Here is a 14252-nt window from a genome sequence, read left to right as displayed (position 1 = left end):
GGCTGGGGGTGGTCGGCATCGTCGTGCTGGTCCTCTTCCAGCTCCTGGGCGGCGGTGGCGACGGCACCGGCGCAGGCGTCGGCGGGCTCTCGGGGCTCGGGCCGGGCCAGACCGCCGACAACGGCCGGCTCGAGGAGCGGTGCCGCACCGGGGCCGACGCCAACGACTCGGTCGAGTGCGCCGTCGTCGCCGACATCGAGTCGATCCAGGACTACTGGACCGGGGTGCTCGGCGCCGACTACCGCCCCACCCAGACCGTCTTCTTCTCCGGCTCGGTGCAGACCAGCTGCGGCGGGGCGACCAGCGGGTCGGGGCCGTTCTACTGCCCGGCGGACGAGCTGGTGTACATCGACCTCAGCTTCTTCGACCAGCTGGAGCAGCAGTTCGGCGCCCGGGGCGGCCTGTTCGTCAACGCCTACGTGATCGCGCACGAGTACGCCCACCACGTGCAGAACCTGCTGGGCATCAACCGCCAGGTCACCCCCGGCGAGTCGGGGCCCACGAGCGGCACCGTGCGCCTGGAGCTGCAGGCCGACTGCTTCGCCGGCGCCTGGGCCGACCACGCCGAGACGGTGCCCGACGAGTCGGGGCAGCCGCTGATCGCCGAGATCACCGACGACGACATCGCCCGGGCGCTGGACGCCGCCGGGCGCATCGGCGACGACTTCATCCAGGAGAACCTGGGGAGCGGCACGGTGGACCAGGACGCGTTCACCCACGGCACCTCCGAGCAGCGCCGGCGCTGGTTCCTCACCGGGTACGAGACCGGCGACCCCGGCCGCTGCGACACCTTCGCCACCGACGACCTGGGCTGACGATGACCGAGCACCTCCGCGTGACGCGGGACGGGCCGGTCGCCGTCCTGATCATCGACCGGCCGGAGAAGCGCAACGCGATGACCGTGGGCATGTGGGCGGCCCTGCCGGCCGTCCTGGCCCCGCTCGCCGACGACCCCGGCGTCCGGGCCCTGCTGGTCACCGGCGCCGGGCCCAGCTTCTGCGCCGGTGCCGACATCTCCGACCTCCTCGGTGGCCCGGACCCCGTCGACCCGATGGCCGAGGTGCGGCGGCACAACCTCGCCGCGCAGGCGGCGCTGCGCAGCTTCCCCAAGCCGACGCTCGCGGTCGTCCGCGGCCACTGCATCGGGGGTGGGGTGGAGCTCGCGACCTGCTGCGACCTGCGGTTCGCCGACCCCACGGCGGTCTTCGGCGTCACCCCGGCCAAGGTCGGGATCGTCTACACGCCCGCCTCCACCAGGGCGCTGGTGGACCTGGTCGGACCGGCCACCACGAAGTACCTCCTCTACAGCGGTGAGCTGGTCGACGCGGGGACCGCGCTGCGCACCGGCCTGGTCGACCGGCTCGTCGACGCCGACGACCTCGACGCCGAGGCGCACCGGTTCGCCGCCGTGCTGGCCTCCCGCTCGGGGCTCACCCAGCGCTCGACCAAGGAGGTCGTCGCCGCGCTCGCCGACGGCGGGGACGGCGAGGCGCTCGCCGCCGCCCGCTACCGCGAGACGATCGCCGCCGGGGAGCTGGCCGAGGGCGTCGCCGCCTTCACGGAGCGCCGCGCACCGCGCTTTCCCTGGTCGGGCTGACATCGGGCGTTTCGGCCACGCCCGGGCGCGGGTACCCGACCCGCTGCGCGGAACGGGTTTCTCGCGAGCGGCAGAGGGCCGGTGCAGCGCTGCGCCGGCCCCTTCCACCGCCACCACCCGACCGCGCCCCGGGACGCACGGATGCGCCGGGGCACACCAGCTCTCGCGCCCGAACCCACGAGGCGCCGACCCGACGACGTCACGGCCGTCCACCCGCGGTAACGCACCGGCCGGATGTGTGCCGGAACGGCGCCGGGGTAGCGCTCCCACCGACCACGAAGCATGCCGAGGAGGACCGATGACTCACTCCATCGACGCCCCGTTCCCGCCGCCGGTTCCGCCCACGACGGGAACCAGCACCACGACCGACAGCACGTCCACCAAGGACGCCGCCAAGGGCGAGGCGCAGCACACCAAGGACGTCGCCAAGGGCGAGGCCCAGCAGACGAAGGACGTCGCCAAGGGCGAGGCCCGCGCCGTCGGGCAGACGGCCGCGCAGGCCGGCAGCCAGGTCGCCTCGACCGCCGCCGACCAGGCCAAGCACGTCGCCGGCGAGACGCAGCGCCAGGCCAAGGACCTGCTCGAGCAGGGCCGCAGCCAGCTCAAGGAGCAGACGGTCGCCCAGCAGCAGAAGGCCGCGACGGGGCTCTCGTCCCTGGCCCAGGAGCTGCGCGGCCTGGCCGACGGCACCAGCGACGGCGCCCCCGGCCCCGCCCGCGACCTGCTCCACCAGGCCTCCGGCCTGGTCGAGGGTTTCGCCGACAAGCTGCAGAACCGCGAGCCGGCGCAGCTCCTCGACGAGGTGCGCACCTTCGCCCGCCGCAAGCCGGGCCTGTTCCTGCTCGGCGCCGCCGCGGCCGGCGTCCTCGCCGGTCGGCTGACCAGCGGCGCGCGGGCGGTGCACAGCGACTCCGGGTCGGGCCAGGACCACGGCCAGCACCACCGCAGCACGCCCACCAACTACGTCGACCCGGCGCCGACGTACTCGGGCTACTCCACCGCCACGACGGGTGCGGGGACGGGTACCGGGGCACCGCTGCCCCCGCCGCCGTACGGCACGGTGCCCCCCGCCGGCAGCGCGGTGCCGCCGACCGCCCCCTCGGGCTGGGACGACCCCGCCCGCCGGCCCGGTGAGGTGCGCTGAGATGAGCTCCCCCTACTCCGGCGCCACCCCCGCGGGGTCGCAGGGCTACGCGGAGCCGACGGCGCAGAACTACGCCGCGGACTACCCCGAGGGCCAGCAGCACTACAGCGGCGACATGGGCACCCCCACCACCGAGTCCGGCCACCCCGACGTCGAGGGCGTCTCGGTCGGCGCGCTGATCGGCGAGGTCACCAAGGACCTCTCCACGCTGATGCGCCAGGAGCTCGAGCTGGCCAAGGCCGAGCTCAAGACCGAGGCCAAGAAGGCCGGCCAGGGCGCGGGGATGTTCGGCGCCGCCGGGTTCGCCGGCTACATGGTGCTGATGTTCCTGTCCTTCGCCCTCTGGTGGGCGCTGGAGAACGTCATGGACGCCGGCCTGGCGGCCCTCATCGTGGCCGTCCTGTGGGGCGTCGTCGGGGCCGTCGCCTACGTGATGGGCCGCAAGAAGTTCCAGCAGGTGAACCCCAAGCCCGAGCGCACCGTGGACACCCTCCAGCAGGTGCCCGGCGCCATGAAGCCCCACTGACCACCAGACCGCGAGGAGTCGCAACCATGACCAGCAGTGACCCGGACGTCATCCGGCGGCAGATCGAGGACACCCGGCGCGAGCTCAGCTACGACGTCGACGCCCTCAACGAGAAGGTCAACCCGTCCCGCGTCGTGGACCGGAGGGTGACCGCGGCCAAGGGCCGCATGACCTCCCTCAAGGAGAAGGTGATGGGTTCCGCCCACGACACCACCTCCACGGCCCAGCACCGGGCCTCGAACGCGGCAGGCTCCGTGCAGGGTGCGGCCTCCAGCGCGGCCGGCAGCGTGCAGGACGCGGCGTCGAGCGCGGCCGGCAGCGTGCAGGACGCGGCGTCGTCCGCGGTCGGAGCCGTCCAGCAGGCACCGGACACGATCGTGCGCCAGGCACAGGGCAACCCGCTCGCCGCCGGGCTGATCGCCTTCGGTGCGGGCTGGCTGGTGTCCAGCCTGCTGCCCGCCACGCAGAAGGAGCAGGAGCTCGCCCACCAGGCCGAGACCGCGTTCCGCGAGAACAAGGACGCCCTGCTGCAGCCCGCCAAGGAGGCAGCCCAGGAGATGGGCGAGCAGCTCAAGCCGGCCGCCCAGCACGCGGTGGAGGAGGTCAGGTCCACCGCCCAGGACGCGACCGAGACCGTGAAGCAGGAAGGCCAGTCGGCCGCGCAGGACGTGCAGGGTCAGGCCCAGCAGTCCAAGGACAACGTGCAGGGCCAGGCCCAGCAGTCCAAGGACAACGTGCAGGGCCAGGCCCAGCAGTCCAAGGAGAACGTGCAGAGCCGCTCCTCCGGCTCCTGACACCGCGGGTCGGCCGACCCGCACGCAGCGCTGCGCCCCGCCGGGCTCCCCGGCGGGGCGCAGCGCTGTCCGCGGCCGGGGCACCACCCCGACGGGTGAGCCGGCGCGCCGCCTGCTGCAGGCCTGCCGGCGCGGCGCCGTTCCTCCCAGGGACGACGACCCCGGTCCCCCCGCAGCTCCGCGCCGGGACCACGACCGAACGGGAGCTCCCGTGGATCCGGCCCTGCACTCCCCCGGCGGCTCCGCCGGGCCGGCCCCGGGTGCGATCCGCGTGCTCGTCGCCGACGACGAGGACGACATCCGCGCCCTGGTCTGCCTGGCCGTCCGCAAGGCCGGCGGGCACGTGGTCGTCGCGGCCCCCAACGGCACGACGGCGCTGGCCGCGGCGCGGGCCCAGCTCCCCGACCTGGCCGTCCTGGACGTCTCCATGCCGGGTGCCACGGGCCTGGAGATCTGCACGGCCCTCCGCGCGACCCCGGCGACCGCCGGCATCCGCATCCTGCTGCTGTCGGCCGGCGCCTCCCCGGACGAGGTCACCCGCGGGCTGGCCGCCGGCGCCGACGCCTACCTGCCCAAACCGTTCACCGTGGCCGGGCTGGTCCGGCAGGTGCGCGCGCTGGCCGCGGGGGAGCCGGTGGCATGAGCCTCGCCGTCCTCGACCGCCCGCAGGCAGCCGATGGCTCCTGGACCCGCCGATCCCCCGTCGCGGGGGTGCTGCACGGGCCGCTGCTGTGCACGGTCCTGTTCACCGGGGCGGCGTTGCTGCTGCTGACCGGTTCGATCCCCGTGGCCGACCGAGACCTCGTCCTCGCGGGCCTGGCCGCCGCCTCGGCCGCCACCGGCGTCGCGTGGGCCGCCCGACGGTCCCGCTCCGTCGCCGGCTCCGTCGCCGTCCCCGCGGCGCAGCTGGGCGCCGTCGCCCTCCTGCACGCGGGCACCGGCTCCGCGACCACCCTGCTGCTGCTCGTGGGCCCGCTGTGGGCGCTCGCCATGCAGCCGGACCGCCGGGGGCTGCTGGTCGGCGTGCTCGGGAGCGCCGCGGTGCTGTCGGTGCCCGCGGTCACGGACCCGCCCGGTGCGCTGCTGCTCGGGACCCTCGTCGTCGCCGCCGGGGGCTCGGCGGTCCACGGGACCGCCCGCCGGCTGGCCGCCCGGTCGCGCGAGATCGGGCAGCTGGAGCGGGAGCAGGCCGCGCTGCTGGCCCAGGTGCAGAGCCGCGCCGACGAGCTGGACACCGCCTCGCGCATCCTGGCCGCCCGCGCCCAGACCATGACCAGCGTGATCGACGCGGTCACCGAGCAGTCGATCATCGGCACCGACCGGGACGGCACCATCCGCGTCTGGAACCCCGGGGCGGAGAAGATGCTGGGCGTCCCCCGCCCGGACGTCGTCCGGACCCGCTCGATCCTCGACTTCCACCTGCCCGAGGAGCTCGACGCGGCCGCCGCGGACCGCGCCTGCGGCACCGGCCTCGAGGCGCTGGTGCACGCCGCCCGCGAGCACGGCAGCGACGTCCGGGACTGGACCTACGTCGCCGCCGACGGCAGCCACCGCACCGTCTCCGTCGCCATCACCCCGCGCTCGGACGACCGCGGCGCGCACGCCGGCTGGAACTTCGTCGGCACCGACATGACCGAGGCCCGCGCCACCGAGCGGATGAAGGACCAGTTCGTCAGCCTGATCAGCCACGAGCTGCGCACGCCGCTGAGCTCGATCCTGGGCTACCTCGAGCTGGTCATGGACGACGAGGACCAGCCCCTCACCGACGAGCAGCGGCAGTACCTCGCCACGGTGGAGCGCAACGCCCAGCGGCTGCTGCGGCTGGTCGGCGACCTGCTCTTCACCGCACAGGTGGAGAGCGGCCGGTTCACCCTGCAGCCGGCCGACGTCGACCTCGCCGGCGTGGTCCGCGCGGCCGAGGAGACCGCCCGGGTCGCCGCCGCGGCCGCGGGTGTGCAGATCGTCGTCGACGTGCCCGATGACGGGCTGGTCGTGGCCGGCGACGCCGTCCGGCTGGGGCAGGCCTGCGACAACCTGGTCTCCAACGCGGTCAAGTTCACGCCGGCCGGGGGGCGCATCGACCTGGTGCTGCGCCGGGGCTGGCGCACGCCCGAGGGCGAGGTCGTCGACCACCGCGTCCCCGAGGCGGCGCCGGTGGCGCTGCTCTCGGTCGCCGACACCGGGATGGGCATCCCCGCCGGCGAGCAGGGGCAGATGTTCACCCGCTTCTTCCGGACGTCGAACGCGCAGCGCAACGCCGTCCCCGGGGTCGGGCTCGGGCTCACCATCACGAAGGCCATCACCACCGCCCACGGCGGCACGCTGGACCTGGAGAGCACCGAGGGCGTCGGCACCACCTTCACGATGACCCTGCCCGTCCCCGGGTGACGGACGCGCCCATTCCTTGCGGATTCCTTGCGGATCGCTGGCGGGTGGCCTGCGGTTGCCCCCGGAGAGTCCTCGGTGTCGCCGGAGAACCGGCGTCGCCCCGGACACAGGAGACGCAGGGACATGAGCACCACCACCGCCACCGCCTCGACCGCCCGCAAGGTCATCGGCTCGCTCGGCGTGATCGGCGCGGCGGCCGCGGTCGCCGGCCTGGGCACCTTCGGCAGCTTCACCGACTCCACCTCGGTCGACACGACGATCAGCTCCGGCACGGTCTCGATCGACCTGACCCAGCCCGCGGCGGCCATCCCGGTGACCACGACCGGCTTCGTGCCGGGTGACAGCCTGACCCGTGCGGTGACGCTGACGAACGACGGCAGCACCGGGCTCTCCTCGGTGGGGCTCTCCGCCACGGACGCCACGTCGAGCGTCCTCACCAACGGCGCGGCCAACGGGCTGCAGCTGACCGTCAGGTCCTGCGACGTCGCCTGGGTCCAGGGCGGCACGGAGACGGCCCGCACCTACACCTGCGCCAGCGGCGAGAAGCAGCTCTCGACCGGGCCGGTCCTCAAGCCCGTCGACCTCCCCGGGCTCAAGTCCCTGACCGCGGGCGGTTCCGACAACCTCGTCTTCTCGATCTCGCTGCCGACCGCGGCCGACAACTCCTTCCAGGGCAAGACCGCCACCCTGCGCCTGACCTTCACCGGCACGCAGGCCGCCGGCACCGCCCGCTGAGCCCCGCCCGACGACCACACGGAGTTCCCGCCATGACCACCGTCCTCCCCGTCCGCGCCGCGGCGCCGGCTGTCGAGCCGGCCCCGAGCGAGGACGCGCGTCCCACGGCCGGCCGGTTCCGCCGCACCGTGGGCCGCACGACCCCGTGGCTGGTCCGCGGCGTCATGGGGGTCGCCGTCCTGGCCTTCGCCGTCCTGGCCGTCGGACCGCACCTGCTCGGCTACCGCACGATGACCATGCTGACCGCGAGCATGGCGCCGGGCATCGAGCCGGGCGACATCACCATCGCCACCCCGATCGCCCTCACCGAGCTCACCGAGGGCATGGTGATCACGTACCACATGCCGGTGGGCGACCGCAGCCTCATCACCCACCGCGTCGTCTCGGTCGACCGGGCCGAGGACGGCAGCGTCACCGTGCAGACCAGGGGTGACGCCAACGAGGCCATCGACCCGTGGACCGCCGGCCTCCAGGGCGACAGCGTCTACCAGGTCCGCGCGGTCATCCCGGAGTTCGGCCACCTGGTCCAGCTCCTGCGCACCCCGGTCGTCAGCCAGGTGCTGCTCTACGGAGCCCCCGCGCTGCTCGCCGGCTGGCTGCTCCTGACCATCTGGCGCCCGACCCGGCAGACCGAGGAGGACCAGGCGTGAACGCCGTCCGCCGCGCCCTGGCCGTCACCGGCCTCGCCGCCGCACTCGTCGCCGGGACCGCCGTCCCCGCCGCGGCCGGCTTCGACGGCACCGCGAGCGTGCCGACCACCATCTCGACCGAGGTCGTCCAGCCGCCCACGGCGGTCAGCACGGCCGGCAGCTGGTGCTTCCTGAGGTTCGGGGTCCGGATCTCGTGGAGCCCGAGCTCCTCTCCCGATGTCAGCGGCTACGTGGTCACCGCCCGCCGGAGCAACGGCACGACGTTCGTCGTGGGCCGGACGGGTGCGCGGGGCACGAGCGTCAGCGAGACCTACTGGGCCTCCGGGCAGAGCTACACGTTCACGGTGACCGCCGAGACCCCGTACGGCTGGACGGCGACGTCCGCACCGACCGCGGCCGTGTCGTGCTGACCGGCCCGCCCGCGGATCGGACCGCCCCTGCCCCCGGCCGGACCGTCGCCCTCCTCTCCGACGACGGCCTCCTGGACTTCCTGCGCGCCCGGACCACGGGGCCGGGCGCGCAGGCCGGGGACGACGCCGCGGACGACGACCTGGTCGACGGCGAGCTGATGGCCCGGCTGCGGGGCGTGTACGCCGAGGCGCTGCCCTCGCGGCTGTCGGCGATCGACCGGCACACCCGCGCCGGGAACGCCACCGCGGTCGCCTTCGCGGCCCACACCCTGGCCGGGACCAGCGGTCAGCTGGGCCACCCGGAGGTCGCCTCGATCTGCCAGGAGATCGCCGCCGACGCCCGCCGCGGGGTGCTCGCCCACTCGCGGGTCGCCCGGCTGCAGCAGCTCGCCGGCGCCTGCTGAGCGCCCCCGACCCGCGGAGGCATAGGAAGCTTCTACCGGCGTCCCGGGGCCCCGAGGCGGGTGCACAGCTTCCTGTGCCTGCGCGGCAGGGGGGCTACGCGGCGACCAGCCGGTAGCCGACGCCGCGGACGGTCCTGATCTCCGGCGTGCTCAGCCCGGCGGCGACGAGCTTGCGGCGCAGGTTGGACATGTGCGCCTCGACCAGGCGCAGGTTGCCCTCCCAGTCGGTGTGCCAGACCTCGCGCAGCAGCGTCTCCCGCTGCAGCACGCGACCCGGCCGGGAGGCGAGCGCGGCGAGCAGGTCGAACTCGGTGCGGGTCAGGTCGACGACCTCGCCGTCGACCCGGACCTCGCGGCTGTCCTCGTCGACCTCCAGCTCGGCGAGCCGGCGCACCGACTCGGCCGCCGCGGCCGGCGCCGCGGCCGGCTGCGGGGCGGTCCGCGGGAAGCGCAGCATCGCCTGCACCCGGGCCACGAGCTCGCGCGGGGAGAACGGCTTGGCCATGTACCCGTCGGCGCCGACGGCCAGCCCGATGAGCAGGTCGACCTCCTCGGCCCGCGCGGTGAGCATCAGCACGTAGCAGGGCGTCTCGGCGCGGATCTGCCGGCACACCTCGGTGCCGTCGGCGTCGGGGAGCCCGAGGTCGAGCACGATGAGGTCCGGCGGGTCGCGCCGCACCTCCTCCAGCGCCTCGATCCCGGTGCCGACGGCGCGCACGGCGAACCCCGCCCGCCCGAGCACCGTGGTCACGAGCTCGCGGATCTCCTCGGTGTCCTCCACCACGAGCACGGACTGCTCCGGCACGACGTCCCCTCCTCGCTGCTCGCTGGGCGTGCGGAGGCTGGTCCTCCGGTCACCTGACCGGGTGATCGGCACGCCGGCCGGGCGGCTTGAGCGGGCGGCCTGTCCCCCGGCCCACCCCATCGGGTGAGGACGGCGGGGCACGGCTCATGGGTGGGGCCCGGGCGGCCGTCAACCCCCGCGGGGACATCCCGTTCCCCCTCCCGGTCGACCCGGGGGACCCGACCGACGGGAGCCGGAACCGTGGACGGTGCCCTGCACGTCCTGGTCGTCGACGACGACCCCGACACCGCATTCTTCGTCCGCACCGTGCTGCAGCGGGGCGGCATGGCCGTGACCACGTGCGCGGACCCGCTCGAGGCGCTCGCCCTCGCCGGGCGCACCGAGTTCGACGCCGCGATCACCGACATCGAGATGCCGGGCATGACGGGGCTGGAGTTCCTCGACCGGCTCCGCGCGCTGCGCCCGGACCTGCCGGTGACCGTGATGACGGCGCACGCGTCGGTCGACTACGCCGTGGACGCCCTGCGCCGCCAGGCCGACGAGTTCCTCGTCAAGCCGGTGCCCAAGGAGACCCTGGCTGCGACGATCCGCCGGCTGGCCGAGACCGCGCAGGCCAAGCGCGCCGCGGCGCCCCGGCGGCAGACGGTGCTCGCCATCGGCGCCCACCCCGACGACGTCGAGATCGGCGTCGGCGGCACCCTGGCCGCGCACCGCTCGGCCGGCGACCAGGTCGTCATCCTCACGCTCTCGCGGGGCGCGCGCGGCGGTGCGGCCGACGACCGGCAGGACGAGTCCCTGGCCGCCGCCGAGCTGATCGGCGCCCGCCTGTTCCTCGAGGACCTCGAGGACACCCGCATCAGCCCGATGGACCCGACCATGTCGATCATCGAGCGCGTCGTCGCCGAGGTGCGGCCGACGATCGTCTACACGCACTCGGCCAACGACCGGCACCAGGACCACCGGGCGGTGCACCAGGCCGCGACCGTCGCGACCCGCAACGTGCCGACGGTGGCCTGCTTCCAGAGCCCCTCGGCGACGATCGACTTCCGGCCCTCCCGCTTCGTCTCCATCGACGGGTTCACCCGCACCAAGCTGGACCTGCTCAAGAGCTTCCGCTCGCAGGCCGGCATCCGCGCCTACCTCCAGGACGACTTCGTCCTGGCCACCGCCCGCTACTGGTCCCGCTACGGCAGCGGCGGCCAGTACTGCGAGCCGCTCGAGGTGGTCCGCGACGCCGGTGGCGTCGTCGGCGCGACCAGCGAGTCCGCCTTCCAGCAGCCCTCCCCCGCCACCTCGACCACCCCGGAGCCCTACGGTGTCTGACCCCAGCCCCACCCGCGTCCTCGTCACCGGAGCGGGCGGCCCCGCGGGCATCGCCGTGCTCCGCTCGCTGGCCCGGCGCGACGACGTCGTGCTGCTCGCCGCCGACATGGACCGGTACGCCAGCGGCCTCTACCTGGTCGAGGCCGGCGCCCGGCACCTGGTCCGGCCGGGCCTGGACGAGGAGTTCGTCGACCACCTGGTCGCGCTGTGCGAGCGGGAGCGGGTCGACGTGCTGTTCTCCACCGTCGACGTCGAGCTGCCGCGGCTGGCCGCCGAGCGCAAGCGCCTGGACGCCGTCGGCACCACGCTGGCCGCCCCGAGCCTGGAGACGCTCGAGGTCTGCCTGGACAAGTACGCGCTGGCGCAGCGCTGCGCCGAGGTGCTGCCCACGCCGCGCACCGCGCTGCTGGGTGCGACCGACGCCGGCAGCTGGGACTACCCGGTGATCGTCAAGCCGCGCCGCGGCGCCGGCTCCCGCGGGGTGCACCTGGTCGAGGACGCCGCCGCGCTGCGCGCCCTCGGCAGCGACGAGGACACCCTCGTGCAGGCCCACCTGCCCGGCGAGGAGTACTCGGTCGACACGCTGGCCGACGCCGACGGGCACGTGGTCGCCGCCGTGCCGCGGTCCCGCCTGCGGGTCGACTCCGGCGTCTCGGTCGCCGGGGCCACCGTCGCCGACCCGGAGCTGGAGGAGACCGCCCGCCGGGTGGCCCGCGCGATCGGGCTGGTCGGGGTGGCGAACGTGCAGCTGCGCCGCGACGCCGAGGGCCGCCCGGCCCTCCTGGAGGTCAACCCGCGTTTCCCCGGGGCGATGCCGCTGACCGTCGCCGCCGGCGTCGACATGCCCTCGCTCGCCCTGGACCTGGCGCTGGGCCGGCCGCTGCCGGCCGCGGTGCCGTTCCGCGAGCTCGCCGTCGTCCGCCACCTGGAGGACGTCTTCCTCGCCCCGTCCGACGTCGTCGCCGAGGAGGCCGCCCGATGACCACCGCCCTGCAGGACCTCGACCTGCTGCTCACCGACCACCACGTGCACTCCACCTGGTCCGACGACGCGGTGAGCGCGCCGGCGGAGAACCTGGTCGCCGCCCGCGACACCGGGCTGGCCAGCATCCGCATGGTCGACCACGTCCGGACGACGACGACCTGGGTGCCCGGCTTCCTCGCCGAGGTCGCCGCGCTGCCCCGCGTCGAGGGGCTGGAGGTGCTCACCGGCGTGGAGGCGAAGATGCTGGACGCCTCCGGGCGCCTGGACCTGCCCGAGGACCTCGTGGTGGGGCCGGGCGGGGTGGACCGCATCCTCATCGCCGACCACCAGTTCCCCGGGCCGGACGGTCCGTGGAGCCCCCGCCGCACGCTCGAGGAGATCGAGGGCGGGCTGCCCGCCCAGGACGCGCTGTCGATCCTGGTCGAGGCCACCGTGCGCGCGATGCAGCGGGCCGGCCGCGCCCAGCTCGCCCACCTGTTCTCGCTGCTGCCCAAGATCGGGCTGCACGAGAGCGAACTGCTCGACGAGCACGTGGCCGCGATCGCCGATGCCGCGGTGCGCACCGGCACCACCGTCGAGGTCAACGAGAAGTGGCGCTGCCCGGGGCCGCGCGTGGTCCTGGCGCTGGCCGCCGCCGGGGTGACCCTGGTCGGCTCCACCGACAGCCACGAGGCCGCCACGGTGGGCCGCTTCTCGTGGGTGGCTGACGCGGCGTCGGCGACCCGGCTGGTCGGCGCCCGGTGAGCACCCTGGCCGCGGGCACGGACGTCGCCGCGATCGGGGAGACCGCGCTGACCGTCGTCCTGCTGGCGCTGGTCGGCATCGGGGCGGTCCCCGTCGTGGCCGGGCTGGCACAGTTCCTCGTCATCCCGTTCCACGCGCTGCGCAACCACTACCGGGAGACCGGCCCGTACCTGCCCAACGTCGCGGTGGTGATCCCGGCCTGGAACGAGGCCGCGGTGCTCACCACCTCGATCGAGCGGCTGATGGGGCTGGACTACCCGCCGGACCGGTTGCGGGTGTACGTCGTCGACGACGCCAGCACCGACGACACCCCCGCCGTGCTCGCCGCCTGCGCCGAGCGCTTCCCGGGCCGGGTCGTGCACCTGCGCCGCGAGAAGGGCGGCGAGGGCAAGGCGCACACCCTCAACCACGGGCTGCGCGAGATCCTCGCCGACGACTGGATGGAGGCGCTCCTGATCATGGACGCCGACGTCATCTACGAGCCGGCCTCGCTGCGCAAGATGACCCGCCACCTCGCCGACCCCACGGTCGGTGCGGTCACCGCCTACATCCGCGAGGGCAGCGGCGACCCGGAGGGCATCACCCGGTTCATCGGGTTCGACTACCTGGCCGCGCAGGCCGCCTCGCGCCGGGCCCAGAACGTCGCCGGCGCGATGGCCTGCCTGGCCGGGGGCGCCCAGCTGCACTCGCGGGAGAACCTGGTGGCGATCGGCGGCCAGATCGACACCTCGTCGCTGGCCGAGGACACCGTCACCACCTTCCGCACCCAGCTCGCCGGGCGCCGCGTCGTCTTCGAGCCGCACGCCCGCGTGCTGGCCGAGGAGCCGGCCGGCGTGGACGCGCTGTGGAAGCAGCGGCTGCGCTGGGCCCGGGGCAACGTGCAGATCACCTCGATGTACCGGCACCTGTGGTTCCGCCGGTCGGTGCACCCGGGGCTGGGCGGCTTCTTCTTCGGCATCTTCTGGTTCGCCATCCTGCTGCTGCCGGTGGCGATGCTGCTCACCTCGGTCGGCCTCATCGGGCTCTTCCTGCTCGACAGCGAGCTCGCCTCGGAGGTGTTCGGCGCAGCGGTCTTCGTGCCGATCGCGACGTTCGTCTTCATGATCACGCTGACGATGTCGGTCGACCCGCGCACCGGCCTGAAGGTGTGGCGCGAGGCCCTGCTGTTCCCCGGCGCCGTCTCCTTCGTCGTCCTGGTCTCGGCGGCCTTCCCGGGGATCGTCCCCCTGTCCGGCGGCGCCGAGACGTTCTGGACGCTGTTCGTCTACAGCTGGCTGGTGCTCTGCATCCCGCTGGCCTACGGGGTGCGCAGGCTGGAGGGCACCCGCTGGGGCCGGCCGCTGACGCCGCTGGCGCTCTACCTGGTCGGCTTCGGGCCGATGATGTGCGCGATCACCGCGGACGCCTACGTCAAGGAGTTCCGCGGGGCCGCGATGACCTGGGACAAGACCGAGAAGACCGGGAGGGTCACCGCATGAGCAGCGTCGAGCACCTGGTCGGGGCCGGGCAGCCGTTCCGGGTGAGCCCGCCGGTGGTGCTCACCGAGGAGCTGCTCGCCCGCTGCGGCGGGCTGCCCCCTGTGTGGGCCGACCCGGTCGCGCTGGCCGACGAGACCGAGGCCGACCGCGTGCGCGAGCGCCGGCTGTGGGTCGGGCTCGCCGTGGCGGTCGCCGTGGTGGTGCTGCTGTACCTGGTGCGCACCGCCGTCCTCGGCGCCTGAGACCGCGGCCCGGCCCGCCCCCCTGACC

17 protein-coding genes are annotated in these 14252 nt (G+C 74.7%); 16 read left to right on the top strand and 1 reads right to left on the bottom strand.

What is annotated here, in order from left to right:
• From E9549_RS15120 to E9549_RS15070, 11 genes are all read left to right on the top strand, one after another.
• On the top strand, nucleotides 1-815 hold an 815-nt coding region (locus tag E9549_RS15120), incomplete at its 5' end, for a neutral zinc metallopeptidase (protein ID WP_236827373.1).
• A 2-nt stretch (nucleotides 816-817) separates the two neighbouring features.
• Nucleotides 818-1597: an enoyl-CoA hydratase/isomerase family protein gene (locus tag E9549_RS15115; protein WP_236827372.1), complete on the top strand. Its 780-nt coding sequence runs from the start codon at nucleotides 818-820 to the stop codon at nucleotides 1595-1597.
• A gap of 298 nt (nucleotides 1598-1895) precedes the next feature.
• The gene (locus tag E9549_RS15110) at nucleotides 1896-2741 is read left to right on the top strand and encodes a hypothetical protein (protein WP_236827371.1); all 846 of its coding nucleotides are present in this window, start codon (nucleotides 1896-1898) and stop codon (nucleotides 2739-2741) included.
• A gap of 1 nt (nucleotide 2742) precedes the next feature.
• Complete coding sequence (locus E9549_RS15105; RefSeq protein WP_236827370.1) at nucleotides 2743-3267, top strand: phage holin family protein; 525 nt, start codon at nucleotides 2743-2745, stop codon at nucleotides 3265-3267.
• 26 nt (nucleotides 3268-3293) lie between these two features.
• A complete protein-coding gene (locus E9549_RS15100; protein ID WP_236827369.1) occupies nucleotides 3294-4061 on the top strand; it encodes a DUF3618 domain-containing protein in 768 nt (255 codons plus the stop codon).
• A 211-nt stretch (nucleotides 4062-4272) separates the two neighbouring features.
• The gene (locus tag E9549_RS15095) at nucleotides 4273-4704 is read left to right on the top strand and encodes a response regulator transcription factor (protein WP_236827368.1); all 432 of its coding nucleotides are present in this window, start codon (nucleotides 4273-4275) and stop codon (nucleotides 4702-4704) included.
• Nucleotides 4701-6449: a cell wall metabolism sensor histidine kinase WalK gene (locus E9549_RS15090; protein ID WP_236827367.1), complete on the top strand. Its 1749-nt coding sequence runs from the start codon at nucleotides 4701-4703 to the stop codon at nucleotides 6447-6449. The genes E9549_RS15095 and E9549_RS15090 overlap by 4 nt, the downstream gene beginning before the upstream one ends.
• Nucleotides 6450-6572: 123 nt before the next feature.
• Nucleotides 6573-7184 carry a TasA family protein gene (locus E9549_RS15085; protein ID WP_236827366.1) on the top strand — a complete coding sequence of 204 codons (612 nt, stop codon included), beginning with the start codon at nucleotides 6573-6575 and terminating at the stop codon, nucleotides 7182-7184.
• Between the two features lie 32 nt (nucleotides 7185-7216).
• Nucleotides 7217-7834, top strand: a complete 618-nt coding sequence (locus E9549_RS15080) for a signal peptidase I (RefSeq protein ID WP_236827365.1) — start codon at nucleotides 7217-7219, stop codon at nucleotides 7832-7834.
• Nucleotides 7831-8244 carry a hypothetical protein gene (locus E9549_RS15075; RefSeq protein WP_236827364.1) on the top strand — a complete coding sequence of 138 codons (414 nt, stop codon included), beginning with the start codon at nucleotides 7831-7833 and terminating at the stop codon, nucleotides 8242-8244. Before E9549_RS15080 ends, E9549_RS15075 begins: the two co-directional genes overlap by 4 nt.
• Complete coding sequence (locus E9549_RS15070; protein ID WP_236827363.1) at nucleotides 8238-8648, top strand: Hpt domain-containing protein; 411 nt, start codon at nucleotides 8238-8240, stop codon at nucleotides 8646-8648. Before E9549_RS15075 ends, E9549_RS15070 begins: the two co-directional genes overlap by 7 nt.
• A 94-nt stretch (nucleotides 8649-8742) precedes the next feature.
• Here the strand turns inward: E9549_RS15070 and E9549_RS15065 are convergent, their stop codons facing one another.
• The gene (locus E9549_RS15065; protein WP_236827362.1) at nucleotides 8743-9453 is read right to left on the bottom strand and encodes a response regulator transcription factor; all 711 of its coding nucleotides are present in this window, start codon (nucleotides 9451-9453) and stop codon (nucleotides 8743-8745) included.
• 240 nt (nucleotides 9454-9693) lie between these two features.
• Here E9549_RS15065 and E9549_RS15060 point away from each other — a divergent pair, with 240 nt between their 5' ends.
• Genes E9549_RS15060 through E9549_RS15040 form a run of 5 tightly spaced genes read left to right on the top strand, consistent with a single transcriptional unit; the run spans nucleotide 9694 to nucleotide 14224 of the window.
• Entirely contained in the window at nucleotides 9694-10776 is a 1083-nt protein-coding gene (locus E9549_RS15060) for a response regulator (RefSeq protein WP_236827361.1), read from the top strand.
• Nucleotides 10769-11758 (top strand): ATP-grasp domain-containing protein, encoded by a 990-nt coding sequence (locus E9549_RS15055; RefSeq protein WP_236827360.1) that lies wholly within the window; start codon nucleotides 10769-10771, stop codon nucleotides 11756-11758. Before E9549_RS15060 ends, E9549_RS15055 begins: the two co-directional genes overlap by 8 nt.
• Nucleotides 11755-12504, top strand: a complete 750-nt coding sequence (locus E9549_RS15050) for a histidinol-phosphatase (protein WP_236827359.1) — start codon at nucleotides 11755-11757, stop codon at nucleotides 12502-12504. Before E9549_RS15055 ends, E9549_RS15050 begins: the two co-directional genes overlap by 4 nt.
• Nucleotides 12501-13982: a glycosyltransferase family 2 protein gene (locus E9549_RS15045; protein ID WP_236827358.1), complete on the top strand. Its 1482-nt coding sequence runs from the start codon at nucleotides 12501-12503 to the stop codon at nucleotides 13980-13982. The genes E9549_RS15050 and E9549_RS15045 overlap by 4 nt, the downstream gene beginning before the upstream one ends.
• Complete coding sequence (locus tag E9549_RS15040) at nucleotides 13979-14224, top strand: hypothetical protein (RefSeq protein ID WP_236827357.1); 246 nt, start codon at nucleotides 13979-13981, stop codon at nucleotides 14222-14224. The genes E9549_RS15045 and E9549_RS15040 overlap by 4 nt, the downstream gene beginning before the upstream one ends.
• Nucleotides 14225-14252 lie beyond the last annotated feature (28 nt).

The organism is Blastococcus sp. MG754426 (genome assembly GCF_021699055.1).
Taxonomy (GTDB): Bacteria; Actinomycetota; Actinomycetes; order Mycobacteriales; family Geodermatophilaceae; genus Blastococcus.
Note: the sequence above shows the minus strand (reverse complement) of the source record. Positions and strands in the feature narration are given on the sequence as shown.

Excerpts from the sequence above, each read along its gene's own strand:
- E9549_RS15105 (WP_236827370.1), top strand. The coding sequence starts at position 2,743 with ATGAGCTCCCCCTACTCCGGCGCCACCCCCGCGGGGTCGCAGGGCTAC.
- E9549_RS15090 (WP_236827367.1), top strand. The coding sequence starts at position 4,701 with ATGAGCCTCGCCGTCCTCGACCGCCCGCAGGCAGCCGATGGCTCCTGG.
- E9549_RS15080 (WP_236827365.1), top strand. The coding sequence starts at position 7,217 with ATGACCACCGTCCTCCCCGTCCGCGCCGCGGCGCCGGCTGTCGAGCCG.
- E9549_RS15085 (WP_236827366.1), top strand. The coding sequence starts at position 6,573 with ATGAGCACCACCACCGCCACCGCCTCGACCGCCCGCAAGGTCATCGGC.
- E9549_RS15115 (WP_236827372.1), top strand. The coding sequence starts at position 818 with ATGACCGAGCACCTCCGCGTGACGCGGGACGGGCCGGTCGCCGTCCTG.
- E9549_RS15100 (WP_236827369.1), top strand. The coding sequence starts at position 3,294 with ATGACCAGCAGTGACCCGGACGTCATCCGGCGGCAGATCGAGGACACC.
- E9549_RS15050 (WP_236827359.1), top strand. The coding sequence starts at position 11,755 with ATGACCACCGCCCTGCAGGACCTCGACCTGCTGCTCACCGACCACCAC.
- E9549_RS15040 (WP_236827357.1), top strand. The coding sequence starts at position 13,979 with ATGAGCAGCGTCGAGCACCTGGTCGGGGCCGGGCAGCCGTTCCGGGTG.
- E9549_RS15110 (WP_236827371.1), top strand. The coding sequence starts at position 1,896 with ATGACTCACTCCATCGACGCCCCGTTCCCGCCGCCGGTTCCGCCCACG.